Annotated in this window: 14 protein-coding genes; 10 read left to right on the plus strand and 4 right to left on the minus strand. The window is 70.8% G+C overall.

Annotated elements, in window-relative coordinates:
- Positions 1-135 precede the first annotated feature (135 nt).
- Positions 136-1,806, plus strand: coding sequence for a hypothetical protein (locus J7E87_RS34025; RefSeq protein WP_215098523.1), 1,671 nt, complete (start codon positions 136-138; stop codon positions 1,804-1,806).
- 650 nt (positions 1,807-2,456) lie between these two features.
- Here J7E87_RS34025 and J7E87_RS34030 read toward each other — a convergent pair.
- Entirely contained in the window at positions 2,457-3,269 is an 813-nt protein-coding gene (locus tag J7E87_RS34030) for a hypothetical protein (protein ID WP_215098524.1), read from the minus strand.
- Positions 3,270-3,309: 40 nt separating this feature from the next.
- On the opposite strand from J7E87_RS34030, the gene J7E87_RS34035 reads away from it, so the two are divergent.
- The 4 genes from J7E87_RS34035 (at position 3,310) to ilvD (ending at position 7,815) form a co-directional block, all read left to right on the plus strand.
- Positions 3,310-4,239: a Ppx/GppA phosphatase family protein gene (locus J7E87_RS34035; RefSeq protein ID WP_215098525.1), complete on the plus strand. Its 930-nt coding sequence runs from the start codon at positions 3,310-3,312 to the stop codon at positions 4,237-4,239.
- Between the two features lie 23 nt (positions 4,240-4,262).
- Positions 4,263-5,093 carry a sugar phosphate isomerase/epimerase gene (locus J7E87_RS34040; protein WP_215098526.1) on the plus strand — a complete coding sequence of 277 codons (831 nt, stop codon included), beginning with the start codon at positions 4,263-4,265 and terminating at the stop codon, positions 5,091-5,093.
- Positions 5,090-5,704 (plus strand): TetR family transcriptional regulator, encoded by a 615-nt coding sequence (locus J7E87_RS34045; RefSeq protein ID WP_215098527.1) that lies wholly within the window; start codon positions 5,090-5,092, stop codon positions 5,702-5,704. Before J7E87_RS34040 ends, J7E87_RS34045 begins: the two co-directional genes overlap by 4 nt.
- 260 nt (positions 5,705-5,964) lie before the next feature.
- A complete protein-coding gene (gene ilvD, locus J7E87_RS34050) occupies positions 5,965-7,815 on the plus strand; it encodes a dihydroxy-acid dehydratase (protein WP_215098528.1) in 1,851 nt (616 codons plus the stop codon).
- 33 nt (positions 7,816-7,848) lie between these two features.
- On the opposite strand, the gene J7E87_RS34055 is transcribed toward ilvD, so the two are convergent.
- Complete coding sequence (locus J7E87_RS34055) at positions 7,849-9,978, minus strand: serine/threonine-protein kinase (protein ID WP_215098529.1); 2,130 nt, start codon at positions 9,976-9,978, stop codon at positions 7,849-7,851.
- A 142-nt stretch (positions 9,979-10,120) separates the two neighbouring features.
- On the opposite strand from J7E87_RS34055, the gene J7E87_RS34060 reads away from it, so the two are divergent.
- Together J7E87_RS34060 and J7E87_RS34065 are read left to right on the plus strand one after the other, a co-directional pair.
- On the plus strand, positions 10,121-10,429 hold the full coding sequence (locus J7E87_RS34060; protein WP_215098530.1) for a peptidase: 309 nt from the start codon (positions 10,121-10,123) through the stop codon (positions 10,427-10,429).
- Positions 10,430-10,582: 153 nt separating this feature from the next.
- Positions 10,583-11,044, plus strand: coding sequence for a hypothetical protein (locus tag J7E87_RS34065; protein ID WP_215098538.1), 462 nt, complete (start codon positions 10,583-10,585; stop codon positions 11,042-11,044).
- 202 nt (positions 11,045-11,246) lie between these two features.
- Here J7E87_RS34065 and J7E87_RS34070 read toward each other — a convergent pair whose 3' ends face one another.
- Complete coding sequence (locus J7E87_RS34070) at positions 11,247-11,708, minus strand: hypothetical protein (protein WP_215098531.1); 462 nt, start codon at positions 11,706-11,708, stop codon at positions 11,247-11,249.
- A 138-nt stretch (positions 11,709-11,846) separates the two neighbouring features.
- Here J7E87_RS34070 and J7E87_RS34075 point away from each other — a divergent pair, with 138 nt between their 5' ends.
- The 3 genes from J7E87_RS34075 to proC all read left to right on the plus strand — a co-directional run bounded on the left by J7E87_RS34075 (position 11,847) and on the right by proC (position 14,364).
- Complete coding sequence (locus tag J7E87_RS34075; protein ID WP_215098532.1) at positions 11,847-12,659, plus strand: ABC transporter ATP-binding protein; 813 nt, start codon at positions 11,847-11,849, stop codon at positions 12,657-12,659.
- Entirely contained in the window at positions 12,656-13,393 is a 738-nt protein-coding gene (locus J7E87_RS34080) for an ABC transporter permease (RefSeq protein ID WP_215098533.1), read from the plus strand. The genes J7E87_RS34075 and J7E87_RS34080 overlap by 4 nt, the downstream gene beginning before the upstream one ends.
- A 161-nt stretch (positions 13,394-13,554) precedes the next feature.
- Complete coding sequence (gene proC, locus J7E87_RS34085) at positions 13,555-14,364, plus strand: pyrroline-5-carboxylate reductase (protein WP_215098534.1); 810 nt, start codon at positions 13,555-13,557, stop codon at positions 14,362-14,364.
- Positions 14,365-14,530: 166 nt separating this feature from the next.
- On the opposite strand, the gene trpS is transcribed toward proC, so the two are convergent.
- The gene (gene trpS / locus J7E87_RS34090; protein ID WP_215098535.1) at positions 14,531-15,526 is read right to left on the minus strand and encodes a tryptophan--tRNA ligase; all 996 of its coding nucleotides are present in this window, start codon (positions 15,524-15,526) and stop codon (positions 14,531-14,533) included.
- Between the last annotated feature and the right edge of the window lie 509 nt (positions 15,527-16,035).

The raw sequence follows: 16,035 nt of genomic DNA on the forward strand, positions 1-16,035 counted from the left end.
GCCGGCGTACGCCGGTGGCCCACTAGGGGTGGAATTAACGATTCCTGTCCTTCTTCGAACGATCTGTTCACCCGTAAGGATTAAAAGTGTTCAAGTGGTGCGAAGGGGGTGCGCTCCAACGCCTACGGTCACGGCGTGACGAGCAGCAGGCTGGAACATCCGACGCACACCACCGGCGCACACCGGCCGAACCGGCGCGCGCCCCGTCCGCTCGCGCAACAGCCGCTCGCGCGCTATGAGCCGTACCTCGACGGCCTGTTCACGTACTGCCTTTCCGTGCTCTGCGACCACGACGCGGCGACCGCGCTCCTCGGCGACGTACTCGCCATCGCCGAGCGGCAGCACGGGCGTTGCCCGGCGGGCGAGGCCGAGCGGAAGGCATGGCTGTACGCGCTCGCGCGGTGGGCCTGTATGCGCCGGCTGACCGAGCAGCGGCGCAAGCGGCAAGCGACGCACACCGGACGCCCCGCCGTCTCCGGGGATGCCGCGCCCCCGGTCCCGGAGGAGACCGCCGAGCGCCGGCACCGTGAACTGGCGCTGCTGGCCTGGCCGGAGGCGGCCGGGACGACACCCGAACAGCGCGAGGCCCTGGAGCTCGCCGTCCGGCACGGGCTCGGCTCGCGCGAGGTCGCCACCGTCCTCGGCCTGGACGCGAGGGCCGCGCGCGAGCTGCTGGCCGCCGCGGCCTGCGAGGTCGAGCGCACCGGGGCCGCGCTGGCCGTCGTCGAGACCGGTAACTGCCCGGCCGTCGCCCGGCTCACCGGCGACCACCAGGTGCTGCTCTCCGCCACGCTGCGCCAGGAACTCGTCCGGCACGTCGGCGACTGCCCCCGCTGCCGCCGCACCGCCGAGCGTGCGGGAGCGGGCGGCCCGTGGCCCGGGGCGGCCGTCACGCCGGCCGCGCTGCCGCTGGTCGAGGCGCCGCGAGATGCCGCGTACGCCGAGATGCTGCGAGTACCCCGCGCCCGGGCCGCCGCGCCGCGCTTCGGCCGCGGCGGCTTCCCGCTGGACCCGAAGGACCACGCGGCCCGGCGGGACCGGCTGCGGGCGCGCGCCGTGACGACCACGGTCGTGGCGACCGTGGTCGCGGCGCCGGTGCTCGCGCTGTGGGCGGCGTACCGGGGCGCGCCGCTGACAGGGGAGGGGCGCGACGGTTCCTCGGTCTCCGCGAGCGAGGCCGACGCGTCGCGAGGCCTCGACGGCGAGCCGTACGACCACTACGAGAACGCGGGCAACGCGCAGGCGAACCCGGACCCGAGGTTCACGGCGGGCTCGCGCTCGCCGGATGTCTCGGTCGAGGTCATCAGCACAGGCCCGCCGGCACCGCCGTCCCGTTCCGGCGTCGGCCCGGGCCGCCTCACGGTCGAGGCGGAGCCCGCCGGCGACACCACGCGGATCACGATCACGGCCTCCGGCGGCTCCCCGATGACGTGGTCGGCATGGACGGACGCGCCCTGGCTGTACGTGAGCCAGTCCTCGGGCACGCTGCATCCGGGCGAGTCGGTCACGATCTACGTAACCGTGGACCACGATCGGGAGCCGTCGGGACCGTGGACCGCGCGGGTGGGCGTAGACCCCTCGGGCGCGGTGGTGGAGATCGACGGCTACGGCGCGACGAGGCCGCCGACGTCCTCGGACCCCGCCCCCACTCCAACTCCGCCCCCGACGTCTACGGACCCGACGCCCACACCGGATCCGACCCCGCCACCCTCGGACCCGTCACCGACGCCACCCCCGACCACGCCGGAACCGACACAGCCCGACCCGCCCGCGTCGGACCCGCCAGCGTCCCCGTCATCGAGCTGAGTGAGCCGCGGAAGCGCGGCCTTCCCGCGGGGCCCCGGACGGCGGGGCCGAGGCCCCGGGACTTCGCCACGCGGCAGATCCGCGCCGCCCAGAAAGCGCCGGGCTGACGACCAGGCAGCCCCGGCGGCTTCGCCGCGAAGCCCGGAAGCGGGGAGCTGCCCTTACGTAAACCCCGCAGCAGGCGCGCGCCGCGCAGGAAAAGCGGGGCCTTTCCATGCCCTCTTTGCCGCGGCGCCAATGGGCGAGGCTGACGCCCCCGCACCGCACCATCGGGAGCATCCGTGCCGCCCGAAACGGAGGGGTTGACGCCCCGCTCCGGCGGCTTCGCCGCGGGGCCCGGAAGGCGGGGGCCGGCTCTGCCGCACCTAGCCCTCGGGGTGACCGGGTCTGTGGCCTGCCGCCGGGGAGGGGCCGTGCAGGGTCGTCCCCGCAGGGGATCGGCGGCCGGACCCGGTGATCAATGCGTACCGCTTGCCGCCGCCGACCCCGAGGAGTCGAGCCCGGAGGGGCCCCGGAACCCCCACCTCACGCCACTGGGCAACTCCCAGGCCCGCACAGCGGAACGCCCGCCCCCCCGGCCACCGGGCGACCCCCGACCCGCACCGCGAACCCCCGCACCCGAGCAACCCCGCGACCCGCCCCCCAGCGCCCTACGTCGGGTCCGCCGGGTGTGGAGCCACCAGGGGAAGCTGCGACGACAGGCGGGCCTCGCACAGCTCCACCAGGACGTCGTACGCCTCCTTGCCCATCAGCTCCGTGAGCTCCGGGCGGTACGTCACATACACCGGCTCCCCCGCCCCGTGCGCCGACGTCGCCGACGTGCACCACCAGTGCAGGTCATGGCCGCCCGGACCCCAGCCCCGGCGGTCGTACTCACCGATCGAGACCTGCAGCACCTTCGTGTCGTCGGGCCGCTCGATCCACTCGTACGTACGCCGCACCGGCAGCTGCCAGCACACGTCCGGCTTCGTCTCCAGCGGCTCCTTGCCCTCCCGCAGCGCCAGGATGTGCAGCGAGCAGCCCGCCCCGCCCTCGAACCCCGGGCGGTTCTGGAAGATGCAGGACCCGTCCCAGCGACGCGTCTGGCGTTCGCCGTCGTCGTCTGTCTGGACCCAGCCCGTCTCCGTACCCACGTCGTGGAACTGCCACAGCTCCGGCGTGAGCCGCGCGACATTCTCGGCGACCCGCTTCTCGTCGTCCTTGTCGGAGAAGTGCGCGCCGAGCGTGCAGCACCCGTCGTCCGCCCGGCCCGCCTCGATGCCCTGGCAGCCGCTTCCGAAGATGCAGTTCCAGCGCGAGGTCAGCCAGGTCAGATCGCAGCGGAAGACCTGTTCGTCGTCGGCGGGATCCGGGAACTCGACCCACGCCCGCGCGAAGTCCAGGCCCTTCTCGTCGTTCGTCGGGGGCTTGATCTGCTTCGGGGGCTTGGCTTTGCCCTGCTTCGCCTTTTTCGTCTTTGGCACAGGCCCAGGGTATGCGCGTGTCGGCAGTAGCGTTCGGTTCATGAGACTCGGAGTCCTCGATGTCGGTTCGAACACGGTGCACCTGCTGGTGGTGGACGCCCACCCCGGCGCGCGTCCGCTGCCCGCCCATTCGCACAAGGCGGAGTTGCGACTCGCCGAACTCCTCGACGAGGACGCGGCGGTCGGACCCGACGGAGTCGCCCGGTTGATAGAGGTGATCGGCGACGCGGTGCAGGCCGCCGAGGACCAGGGCTGTGAGCAGGTGCTGCCGTTCGCGACCTCCGCGGTGCGGGAGGCCAGCAACGCCGACGAGGTGCTCGCCCGGGTCAAGGCCGAGACCGGGGTCGACCTGCAGGTGCTGACCGGCGAGGAGGAGGCCCGGCTGACCTTCCTCGCGGCCCGTCGCTGGTTCGGCTGGTCGGCCGGGAAGCTGCTGGTCCTGGACATCGGCGGCGGCTCGCTGGAGATCGCGTACGGGATCGACGAGGAGCCGTACGCGGCGGTGTCGCTGCCGCTCGGGGCGGGCCGGCTGACGGCGCTGCTGCCCGGCGACCCGCCCGACCCGCAGGACGTGAAGGCGCTGCGCCGCCGCATCCGTGCCGAGATCGCCCGTACGGTCGGCGAGTTCAGCAGGTTCGGGAAGCCGGACCACATCGTGGCGACGTCCAAGACCTTCAGGCAGCTGGCCCGTATCGCGGGTGCCGCGCGCTCCGGCGAGGGCCTTTACGTGCAGCGTGAACTGAGTCGTAAGTCACTGCAGGAGTGGATGCCGAAGCTCGCCGCCATGACGGCGGAGCAGCGCGGCGCCCTCCCCGGCGTCTCCGAGGGCAGGGCCCGCCAGTTGCTGGCAGGAGCGCTGGTCGCGGAGGGTGCGATGGACCTGTTCGGGGCGGCAGTGCTCGAAATCTGTCCCTGGGCACTGCGCGAGGGCGTCATTCTGCGGCGCCTGGACCATCTCCCGACCTCCTAGCGGCGGCCCGTACGCTGTCTCCCGTGGCAGAACCAATGGTGCGTATCCCGGATGCGAAGGTTGTCCTGTCAACGGCTTCCGTCTATCCGGAGTCGACGGCCACGGCCTTCGAGATTGCCGCGCGCCTCGGCTACGACGGCGTCGAGGTCATGGTCTGGACCGATCCCGTCAGTCAGGACATCGAGGCGCTGCGCCGGCTGTCCGACTACCACCAGGTGCCGATCCACGCCGTGCACGCGCCCTGTCTGCTGATCACCCAGCGGGTCTGGTCCACCGACCCCTGGGTGAAGCTCCAGCGGGCGCAGGCGGCCGCGGAGAAGCTGGGCGCCTCGACGGTCGTCGTGCACCCGCCGTTCCGCTGGCAGCGGCAGTACGCCCGGGACTTCGTCAGCGGGATATGGCGGATGGCGAACGAGACGGATGTCCGGTTCGCGGTCGAGAACATGTACCCGTGGCGCTACCGGGACCGCGAGATGCTCGCGTACGCCCCCGACTGGGACGTCACCAAAGAGGACTACCGGCACTTCACGATCGACCTCTCGCACACCGCGACGTCCCGTACCGACACGCTGGCCATGCTCGACCGGATGGGCGACCGGCTCGGGCATGTGCACCTTGCCGACGGCAAGGGGTCCGCGAAGGACGAGCACCTGGTCCCGGGGCGCGGCAACCAGCCCTGCGCCGAGCTGCTCGAGCGCCTGGCCCGTACCGGCTTCGACGGCCATGTCGTCATCGAGGTCAACACCCGGCGCGCGATGTCCGCCGCCGAACGCGAGGCCGACCTCGCCGAGGCGCTCGCGTTCACCCGGTTGCATCTGGCGTCCGCCGCCTCTTCAGGGGTGCGCGGCTCATGACGGGCGCTGCGGCTCCGCGGCGGCGCGGCCGTCCGGCCCGTACGGGAGCGGGTGAGGGCCCCGGCGCCCGGGACCGGATCCTCAAGGCGGCCCGTACGGAATTCGCCGAGCGCGGCTACGACAAGACGACCGTCCGCGGCATCGCCAAGGCGGCTGACGTCGACCCGGCACTGGTCCACCACTACTTCGGTACGAAGGACGAGGTCTTCGCGGCCGCCATCGAGGTCTCCTTCGAGCCGGCGATGGTGATCCCGGAGATCCTGGGGCAGGGCGCGGAGGGCATCGGAGAGCGGCTCGCCCGCTTCTTCATCGGGGTGTGGGAGAACCCGGCGACCCGGGCCCCGCTGCTGGCGATCCTCCGTTCCGCGCTCACCCACGAGGCTGCGGCGAAGGTGCTGCGCAGCTTCGTACTGCGGCGGCTGCTCGAGCGGATCGCGGGCGATCTCGACGTGCCGGACCCGAAGTTCCGCGCGGAGCTGGCAGCCTCGCACATGATCGGCATCGCGATTCTGCGCTATGTGATCCAGGTGGAGCCGCTGGCCTCGGCGGACCCGGAGGAGATCGTCGCGATGGTGGCCCCGACGCTGCAGCGGTATCTGACCGAAGCGTGAGGCATCGAAGCATGAGGCATCTGACCGAGGCGTGAAGCATCATCCGGCCGAAGCGTGAGGCATCTGACCGAGGCGTGAAGCATCATCCGGCCGAAGCGTGAGGCATCTGACCGAGGCGTGATGCGGCATCCGGCCGAAGCGTGAAGGCAACTGACCGAGGCGTGAACCTGTCGTCCCGTATAACGGACAGACTGTCCAGATCTTGGAGACGCGGCGTACGCTCGATTGAAGTCCCAATCCGTCTGAAGGAGCGAGCGACGATGCCCGATCTGAGGTCCCGCACTGTCACCCACGGCCGCAATATGGCGGGTGCCCGCGCCCTTATGCGGGCGTCGGGCGTAGCGGGCGCGGACATCGGTAAGCCGATCATCGCGGTCGCCAACTCCTTCACCGAGTTCGTGCCCGGGCACACCCACCTCGCCCCGGTCGGCCGGATCGTCTCCGACGCGATCCTGGCCGCGGGCGCCGTGCCGCGCGAGTTCAACACCATCGCCGTCGACGACGGCATCGCGATGGGCCACGCAGGCATGCTCTACTCCCTGCCGTCCCGCGATCTGATCGCGGACAGCGTCGAGTACATGGTCGAGGCGCACTGCGCGGACGCCCTGATCTGCATCTCCAACTGCGACAAGATCACCCCCGGCATGCTGATGGCCGCGCTGCGCCTCAACATCCCGGTGATCTTCGTTTCCGGCGGGCCGATGGAGGCCGGCCAGGCGACCCTGGTGGACGGCACGGTCCGCAAGCTCGACCTGATCAACGCCATCGTGGACGCGGTCGACGAGAACGTGTCGGACGAGGACGTTCTCCGTATCGAGGAGAACGCCTGTCCCACCTGCGGGTCCTGTTCGGGCATGTTCACCGCCAACTCGATGAACTGCCTCGCCGAGGCCGTCGGCCTCGCCCTCCCCGGCAACGGCTCGGTGCTCGCCACCCACACCGCCCGCAAGGCGCTCTACGAGAACGCCGGCCGCACGATCGTCGACATCACCAAGCGCTACTACGAGCAGGGCGACGAGTCCGTCCTGCCGCGCAACATCGCCACCCGCGAGGCCTTCGAGAACGCCATGGCGCTCGACATCGCCATGGGCGGCTCCACCAACACGATCCTGCATCTGCTCGCCGCCGCCCAGGAGGCCGAGCTCGACTACGACCTGACCGACATCGACGCCGTCTCGCGCCGCGTCCCGTGTCTCGCCAAGGTCGCGCCGAACGTCGCCCCCGGCGGCACGTACTACATGGAAGATGTGCACCGCGCGGGCGGCATCCCGGCGATCCTGGGCGAGCTCTACCGCGGCGGGCTCCTCAACGAGGACGTCCACACCGTCCACTCCCCGTCCCTCGCCGACTGGCTCAAGACCTGGGACGTGCGCGGCGGCTCCCCGTCCGCCGAGGCCGTCGAGATGTGGCACGCGGCCCCTGGCTGCGTCCGCTCCGCGACTGCCTTCTCCCAGTCCGAGCGCTGGGCGTCCCTCGACGTCGACGCCGAGAACGGCTGTATCCGGTCCGTCGAGCACGCGTACTCCAAGGACGGCGGACTCGCCGTGCTGAAGGGCAACCTCGCCGTCGACGGCGCTGTCGTGAAGACCGCCGGCGTGGACGAGTCGATCTGGACCTTCGAGGGACCCGCCGTCGTCTGCGAGTCCCAGGACGAGGCCGTCGACAAGATCCTCCGCAAGGAGATCAAGGAGGGCGACGTCGTCGTCATCCGCTACGAGGGCCCGCGCGGCGGACCCGGCATGCAGGAGATGCTCTACCCGACGTCGTTCCTGAAGGGCCGCGGCCTCGGCAAGGCCTGCGCGCTGGTGACGGACGGCCGCTTCTCGGGCGGCACATCGGGCCTGTCGATCGGGCACGCCTCGCCGGAGGCGGCGAGCGGCGGAACCATCGCACTCGTCGAGGACGGCGACCGCATCCGTATCGACATCCCGAACCGCTCGATGGAACTCCTCGTCAGTGATGAGGAGTTGGCGACCCGTCGCGATGCGCTGAACGGCAGCTACGCGCCGAAGAACCGCGACCGGAAGATCTCGGCCGCACTGCGTGCGTACGCGGCGATGGCGACGAGCGCCGACAAGGGCGCGGTCCGGGACGTGTCCCGGCTGGGCTGATCCCGGGCTGATCCGATCCCTCCTGGGGCCGGATCACCACTTGGCGGGGTCCCGGGCGTCCAGCGCGAAGACGGAGCCGTCCGGGGCCGAGCCGAAGACCTTGTCACCGGCGGCGACGGGTGCGGGCAGCACCGACGCGAAGGTGTAACGCCCGTCGTCCATACGGGGTTCGGTCTGTCCGACGAGCACGCCCCGTACGGCGTCCACGGCCAGCAGCCGCCCGTCCCCGGCCGTCACATAAACCGCGCGGGCGTCGGCGGCGGGGCGTGAGAGATGGGTGACCGACGTCTCCAGCCGCCACAGCTGGGCGGGCTTCGTCCCGCCCGTGTCGAGGGCGAGAAGCGAGCCGCCCGCCCCGCTCAGATACACGGTGTCCCCGGCCACGGCCGCCTGTGCCTGGTCGACGGGCGCGGGCAGCGCAATGCGGCGTACCGCGCGCGGCTTGCCGGCGGTGTCGAGTCGTACGACAGCGTCCGTGAAGCCGTCGGCGTTGGCGGAGAGCAGATACAGGAAACCGCCGGCCCGCCCCGCCGGGCTCAGCGTCCCCTTGACCCGCTTGTCCCAGAGCAGGGCGCCGTCGGCCGGGTCGACCGCGCTGACCAGCGTCGACGTACCGTCTGTGGAAGGTGTGACGGCGAGCGCCGACCGGTCACCGCCGGGGGACGCGAGCCACTGGGTGCCCGTCCCGCCGCGCTGCCGGGTCCAGCGTTGCTTGCCCGTCGCGGCGTCGACGGCCCGCACCAGCCCGCCGTCGGTCACCAGCAGCACCGCGTCGCCGGCGGGCCGGACCGTGGAGTACCGGGAGATGTCGATGTCCCAGCGCACCCGGCCGGACTCCGGGTCGAGCGCCTCGAGCCGGTTCCCGCCGGGCGCGACGACCTGCAGCAGCCCGCCGGCGAGTACGGGCGTCATGCCCTCGTCGGTCTGCGCCGTGCTGTCGTCCGACTTGACCGACCAGAACGTCTTGCCGTCGGCGGGGTTGAGGCGGGCAGCCTTGATGCCGGGCGCCGTGCAGTAGAGCCCCGGGCCCGCCGACGCGCAGACCGGCGTTCTGTTCTCGTCGTCCCCGCCGCGCAGCGGCACACTCCAGGGGCGGAAGGCCTGCTCGGCCCGGGGCCCGGCCGGCGCGGGAGCCGGGGTGCCGCCGTCGCCCACGGTACTTACGACACTTACGGCGATCCCCGCCGTGACCAGCACCGCGAGCGCCGCGCACGCGCGGAGGATTTTCCGCCGGGTCCATTTGCGGCTTCCCGCAGCGGGCCCCAGGGGCGCGCTCTCACGGGAGTCCGGGGTGTGCTGCGCCGGTATGTAGGCCTGAGTGTCGTACGACGAGGAGGGCGAGGACCCTCGCAGCGCGACCATCAACTCGTACGGCGTCGGCCGGTCCGCCGGGTCCTTCGCCAGACAGAGCCGGAACAGCGGCACGAGATCCGCCGGCACTCCCGCCAAGTCCGGTTCGTTGTGCACCACTTGGTAGGCCACGATGTACGGGCTGTCCGAGTCGAACGGCCCTCGCCCGGTCGCCGCGTGCACCAGCACGGCACCCATCGCGAACACATCGGCGGCGGGCCCGACCTCGCGCGGGCGCTGGAACTGCTCGGGGGCCATGAAAGGCGGCGTACCGATCAGCTTGCCCGTCTCCGTACGCAGATCGCTGTCCGCGGGCCGGGAGATGCCGAAGTCGATGACCTTCGGCCCGTCGGCGGCGAGCATCACATTGCTGGGCTTGAGATCGCGGTGCACCACGCCGGCGCGATGGATGTCGCGCAAGGCCTCGGCGAGACCCGCGCCCGCCTTGCGCAGTTCCTCCGAACCCAGCGGCCCGTTCCGCTTGACCCGCTCGGCGAGCGTCGGGCCGTCTATGAACAGCGTGGCCATCCAGGGCCGTTCCGCCTCAGGGTCGGCGTCGACGACGGGCGCGGTGAAGGCGCCGCTGACCTTGCGGGCGGCCGCGACCTCCTGCCGGAATCGGGCTCTGAACTCCGGGTCCGACGCGTGCTCGGCATGGATGACCTTGACCGCCAGGCGCAACCCGGAGGCAGAGGTGGCCAGATGGACGACACCCATGCCGCCGTTGCCGAGGCATGCCTCGAGACGGTACTGCCCGGCATATTCCGGATGCTCCGCTTCCGGGAACCGCCCGGTGCTGCGCAGCGGTGGCATCTCCCACCCCCGTGGTTGTTCGTGCGCAAGCGCGACGCGACGGAGCCTAGTCGATGATGCGTGCGAGGCAGGTGTGGCTTGCTAGCCTGCGCGCGGCGTACAGCGCGCATACACGGCGCGCACATCAACGGGGGAGAATTCGATGGCTGTTGAAGAAGTACAGAACAAGGTTCTGGCCGAGGCGGCGGACGACTCGTCGGTGGCCACACGCTATCCGGTCGCACCGGGCTACCGCCTGAACGTCCGCAGCGGCCCCGGCACCAGCTACCGGCTCGTCAAGGTCCTGCCGTACGGAGCCCGGGTGCCGATCAACTGCCAGAAGCCGGGGGAGCGGGTCAGCGGCCCGTACGGCACCACCGACCTCTGGGACAACATCGCCAACGGGCAGTTCGTCTCGGACGCGTATGTGAACACGGGCAGCGACGGTTATGTGACCATCCGCTGCTCCTGACGCGAGCGCCGTCCCGCCACAGGGATAATCGCCCTCGTGAGCGAGCAGAGCGAAAAGCAGAACGAAAAGCAGACCGAAAAACCGCGCGACGAGCAGAGCGACGAACAGCGCGGCAACACGGGTAGGGCCGGCGGCGGTCCGCAGCCCGAGCCCATCCGTTTCTTCGGCACGACCTGGGTCGGCCACGACGGGGGCTATGGGCTGCGCCGCGCCGGCGTCGCCGCCGGTGCGCTCGCCGCTGCCGTAGCCGGCTGTCTCGTGCTGCGCTTCGCCTACCAGGGTCTGGCGGTCGCCGACGTCGGCGGCTTCGTCAACGCGCTGGTCGTCGTCATGTTCGCGATCTGCAGCGCTGTCGCCTTCCGCAAGACCTGGGAGGGCTTCACCCGCCGTCCCATCGGTTCCGCGGCCGAGGATTCGCTGCGCAGCCTCAAGGCGATCGGCTTCATCGGCTCGCTCCTCGCGTACTTCTTCCGCTCGCTCACCGAGGCGCCGGGCGAGAAGCTGCGCCGCGAGGAGTACGAGACGGCCCGCAGCCAGTACGAGAAGCGCCGGGGCGCCCGTACCGGCAACCCGGCCGCCCGCAAGGGCAAGGGCGGCAAGTCCAAGCGGAAGTAGCCGCGGCCTGATCCGGTTCGTACGCTTCGACGCTCACCCAGCACCAGCACCAGCACCAGCACGCGTACTCGTACCCGCACTCGTACCCGCACCAGCGCCTGTTTCCTTACGGGCGATCGGCCGGCCCGCACCAAGGAACTGTGCGTCTGGCGTCCCGCCGCCCGGGGCGCTCCGGCTGATCCCGGGCGTTGGTCAGCCCCGCTCACGCCTTCCGGCGCGAGAACCGCCCGACCAGCCCGACCACGCCCATCACGAGCGCACCCCGCCACAGGCTCTCCCACAGGCTGCCGAAGAACCCCTGCGCAGTGAGCGCCTGCTGGACCACCACATCCGCGGCGACCATCAGCGCGCCCGGCACGGCCGCGACCCGCCATGGGTGGGCCGCGGCCCAGCGCCGTATCCGGCGGTCGGACGCGTTCCCCGTGCCCGGCTTGTCGCCGAGCACCGCGCCCGCTCCGCCGACCATGAAGAACAGCATCAGCGCCACCGACAGCGCGCCGGCCAGTACGCCGAGGCCGATTCCGTCGCCGATCGTGCCGAGCGCGAGGGCTACGCCGCCACCCAGCCCGCCGACTGCCAGGGCGGCCCGCCACGGCCCGAGCGTCACCGAGGCGACGGTCAGCCGCCGCTGCTCGGCCTTCGAGATCTCACCGTTGTGGCTCATATGTCCACGGTCCGCCGCCCACCCCCCAAAAGCCATGGGGGATGCCCCTGACCCGCCCCCCATCTCTTGACGCGCCCCCATCTCCTGACGTGGCACAGCCTCTTGACGGGGCAGGACCGCAAGCGCATTATTCATCGCATGATGAATTCTTCTGGAGTCGCCGTCCTGGCCCGCGGCCTCACCGTCGTACGAGGCGAACGCACCGTCCTTCGCGGCATCGACTTCACCGTGCCGCCCGGCCGGATCACCGGCCTCCTAGGCCCTTCCGGCTGCGGCAAGTCGACCCTGATGCGTGCCGCGGTCGGCACACAGGCCAAGGTCACCGGAACCCTCGAGATCCTCGGCAAGCCCGCGGGTGACGCCACCCTGCGCTCGCGAATCGGCTACGTCACCCAGGACCCGGCCGTCTACGACGACCTCACGGTCCGTCAGAACCTGGACTACTTCGCCTCCGTCCTGCAGCCCGGCCGCCGCCACCGCGACACCCGCCGCGACTACGTCACCCGCGCCATCGCCGACGTAGACCTCGTCTCGCACGCCGACTCCCTCGCGGGCCGGCTCTCCGGCGGCCAGCGCAGCCGCGTCTCCCTCGCCGTCGCCCTGCTCGGCGCACCCGAACTGCTCGTCCTCGACGAACCGACCGTCGGCCTCGACCCCGTCCTGCGCCGCGATCTGTGGAACCTCTTCCACCGCCTCGCCGACGAGCGCGGCGCGACGATCCTCGTCTCCTCGCACGTCATGGACGAGGCCGAGCGCTGCCACCGCCTGCTCCTGATGCGGGAGGGCGAGATCCTCGCCGAGGACAGCCCCGAAGACCTCCGCGTCCGCACCCGCACCCAGACCGTCGAAGCCGCCTTCCTGCACCTGGTCGACGAGGCCAACGCCCGGCAGGCCGGCTCCCCGCAGCAGGCCGACCCTCAGCCCAAGGCCATTCAGGAGAACGCCCGATGAGCACCTCCCGCACCCTCGCCACCGCCGCCCGCGTCCTGCACCAGCTCCGCCACGACCCGCGCTCCATCGCACTGATGGTCCTGGTGCCGTGCCTGATGCTCTTCCTGCTGCGCTACGTGTTCGACGGCAACGAGCAGACCTTCGACTCCATCGGCGCATCGCTCCTCGGCATCTTCCCGCTGATCACGATGTTCCTGGTGGCCTCCATCGCCACCCTGCGCGAACGCACCTCCGGCACCCTGGAACGCCTCCTCGCCATGCCCATGGGCAAGGGCGATCTGATCGCCGGCTACGCCCTGGCCTTCGGCCTCATCGCCGTCGTCCAGTCCCTCCTCGCCACCGGCCTCGCGCTGTGGGCACTGGGCCTGGACGTCATCGGCTCGCCCTGGCTGCTGCTCCTCGTCGCGCTGCTCGACGCCCTGCTGGGCACGGCACTGGGACTCTTCGTCTCGGCCTTCGCCGCCTCCGAGTTCCAGGCGGTCCAGTTCATGCCGGCCGTGATCTTCCCGCAGCTGCTGCTCTGTGGCCTGTTCACGGCGCGCGAGCAGATGCAGCCCGTCCTCGAAGGGATCTCGAACGTCCTGCCCATGTCGTACGCCGTCGACGCGATGGCCGAAGTCCAGCGCTACCCGGACGCCACCGGCGACTTCACCCGCGACGTCCTGATCGTGGCGGCCTGCGCGGTCCTGGTGCTGGCTCTGGGCGCGGCGACGCTTCGCCGCCGCACCGCCTAGTCCAGGGTGACGGTGTCCCCGACCTCGACCCGGTCGGCGCCGGCCTCCGAGGTACGGGCGGGCCCGCGCTCACCCGTACCGCCCCTCGGACGCCCCGGCACGGCCACGCCCCCGGTGCGAGGATGGCGACACGTATCCCCACCGGCGAGGTGAACAGAGCCATGACCCAGACAGTCGCAGTCCTCGGCACTGGCAAGATCGGCGAGGCCCTCCTCAGCGGCATGATCCGCGCCGGCTGGCGCTCGGCCGACCTGCTGGTCACCACCCGCCGCGCCGACCGCGCCAATGAGCTCCGCACCCGCTACGGCGTCGAGCCCGTCACCAACGCCGAGGCCGCCAAGCGCGCCGACACCCTCATCCTGGCCGTCAAGCCCCAGGACATGGGCAAGCTCCTCGACGAACTCGCTCCGCACATCACCGCTGACCGTCTCGTCATCAGCGCCGCGGCCGGCATCCCCACCTCCTTCATCGAGGAACGCCTGACCGCAGGCACTCCCGTAGTCCGTGTCATGCCGAACACACCCGTACTCGTCGATGAGGGCATGTCCGTGATCTCGGCCGGCAGCCACGCGACCGCCGAGCACCTCGCCCACGCCGAGGAGATCTTCGGCGGTGTCGGCAAGACCCTGCGCGTTCCCGAGTCCCAGCAGGACGCGGCCACCGCTCTGTCCGGCTCGGGTCCGGCGTACTTCTACTTCCTCGTCGAGGCCATGACCGACGCCGGCATCCTCCTCGGCCTGCCCCGCGCCCAGGCCCACGACCTGATCGTCCAGGCTGCCATCGGCGCGGCCATCATGCTCCGTGACAGCGGCGAACACCCGGTCAAGCTCCGTGAAGCCGTCACCTCCCCGGCGGGCACCACCATCAGTGCCATCCGCGAACTCGAGAACCACGGTGTCCGCGCCGCCCTGATCGCGGCCATCGAAGCGGCCCGCGACCGCAGCCGCGAGCTCGCGTCGGGCAACGGCTGACAGCGCTGGTCATGACCACGATCACTCGCTGACGGCCGACGGCTCCGGTCACTGCCACGGCTGCGGGCTGCTGGGCCGTGGCCAAAGGCCAAGCCACCGCCTGCGGTCGTACCCATCCCCGTCCCACCGCCGTGGTGCCACGGCGGTGGGACGCAGCTGTCCTCAGCTACCGGGGCAGCAGTCCGATCGCCCTGTAGGCGGCATCAACTCTCGGCCGAGCCATCCCCCTGGCCCGCTCGGCTCCCTTTCTCAGCACCTCTTCGACGTGTCCCGAATCCGAAGCCAGCCGCGCATGTCGCTCCCTCACCGGCCTCAGCAGCTCCACCACCGCCTCGGCCGTGTCCTTCTTCAAGGCCCCGTACGACTCGTATGCACCGGCCAGCTCGCTTGGGTTCCCACCCGAACAAGCCGCCAGTACTTCGAGAAGATTCGCGATGCCCCGCTTGCCTTCGCGGTCGTATTCGACCTCGAGCCCGCTGTCCGTGACCGCCCGCATGATCTTCTTGCGCACCACATCCGCGTCGTCGAGCAGATAGACGATCCCCGCCCCGGACTCGTGCGACTTCCCCATCTTCGAGGTCGGGTCCTGGAGATCCATGACCCGCGCGGCCACCGGCGGATGCGTCGCCTTCGGCACGGTGAACGTGTGCCCGTACCGCTGGTTGAACCGAACCGCCAGATCCCGGGTCAGCTCCACATGCTGGGTCTGGTCCTCACCCACGGGCACCTCATCCGTCCCGTAGGCCAGGATGTCCGCCGCCATCAGCACCGGATAGGTCAGCAGCGACAGGCGCACACTCTGCCCGGCCGCCCGTGCCTGCGCGGCCTTCTCCTTGTACTGGATCATGCGCCGCAGCTCGCCGTCCGTGGCCGTGCACTCCAGGAGATACGACAACCGCGCGTGCTCGTCCACATGAGTCTGTACGAATACGGTGCAGAGCTCCGGATCCAGCCCGGCGGCCAGCATCAGCGTCGCGGCCTGCCGACTGAGTCTGCGCACCCGCGCCGGATCGTGCTCCACGGTCAGCGCATGCAGATCGACCACGCTGAACAGCGCGTCCGCCCGGTACTGATCGACCTCGGCCCACCTGCGCAGCGCCCCGAGGTAGTTGCCCAGCGTCAGATGCCCCGTGGGCTTGATCCCGCTGAAGATCCGCGTCATCACGCTCTCCGTCTCCTGATCGGAGCCGCCGCGTCCAGCGGCCGGACTCCCGGAGGGAGAAACGAGAACGGCCGCCGAAGCGGCGGCCGTTGAGTACATGCGTAGGTGCCGGCCGCCGTCAGGCGGCCCACCACTGAAGGAGGCACGTACGCATTGTCATGCGAACGAGAGTACGCTGGCAGGCACCAGGTTGACAGCGGATTCCCACATCCGTACTGTTCTCCGAGTTGTCCGGCGTGAGCACCGACTTCGGCCGGTCCCCGGACAGCCATTCCGCAAGACCCACTACAAGCAAGCGACTCTCCGTCGCTCGGCTTTCCGTGCGCTTTTGCGAAATGAGGAATCGGCGTTCGAGCGGACGCAACCCCGATTAGCGTTGGGGACAAGGATTCCGCTAAAGTCTCACTCGTCGGAACGGCTCAAGAGCCGGAATGACAACTCGAGTTCGACCGGGAATCAGGCCCGAAAGGTTCTGATAGAGTCGGACTCGCCGGAAAGCCGAAAGGCCG

Origin of the sequence: Streptomyces sp. ISL-1 (genome assembly GCF_018614585.1) — a bacterium.
Taxonomy (GTDB): domain Bacteria; phylum Actinomycetota; class Actinomycetes; order Streptomycetales; family Streptomycetaceae; genus Streptomyces; species Streptomyces maoxianensis.

What these genes read in the sequence shown, in the direction of transcription:
- J7E87_RS34035 (WP_215098525.1), top strand. Translation starts at nt 3,310, where the DNA reads ATGAGACTCGGAGTCCTCGATGTCGGTTCGAACACGGTGCACCTGCTG.
- J7E87_RS34045 (WP_215098527.1), top strand. Translation starts at nt 5,090, where the DNA reads ATGACGGGCGCTGCGGCTCCGCGGCGGCGCGGCCGTCCGGCCCGTACG.
- ilvD (WP_215098528.1), top strand. Translation starts at nt 5,965, where the DNA reads ATGCCCGATCTGAGGTCCCGCACTGTCACCCACGGCCGCAATATGGCG.
- J7E87_RS34055 (WP_215098529.1), bottom strand. Translation starts at nt 9,978, where the DNA reads ATGCCACCGCTGCGCAGCACCGGGCGGTTCCCGGAAGCGGAGCATCCG.
- J7E87_RS34060 (WP_215098530.1), top strand. Translation starts at nt 10,121, where the DNA reads ATGGCTGTTGAAGAAGTACAGAACAAGGTTCTGGCCGAGGCGGCGGAC.
- J7E87_RS34070 (WP_215098531.1), bottom strand. Translation starts at nt 11,708, where the DNA reads ATGAGCCACAACGGTGAGATCTCGAAGGCCGAGCAGCGGCGGCTGACC.
- J7E87_RS34075 (WP_215098532.1), top strand. Translation starts at nt 11,847, where the DNA reads ATGATGAATTCTTCTGGAGTCGCCGTCCTGGCCCGCGGCCTCACCGTC.
- J7E87_RS34080 (WP_215098533.1), top strand. Translation starts at nt 12,656, where the DNA reads ATGAGCACCTCCCGCACCCTCGCCACCGCCGCCCGCGTCCTGCACCAG.
- proC (WP_215098534.1), top strand. Translation starts at nt 13,555, where the DNA reads ATGACCCAGACAGTCGCAGTCCTCGGCACTGGCAAGATCGGCGAGGCC.
- trpS (WP_215098535.1), bottom strand. Translation starts at nt 15,526, where the DNA reads ATGACGCGGATCTTCAGCGGGATCAAGCCCACGGGGCATCTGACGCTG.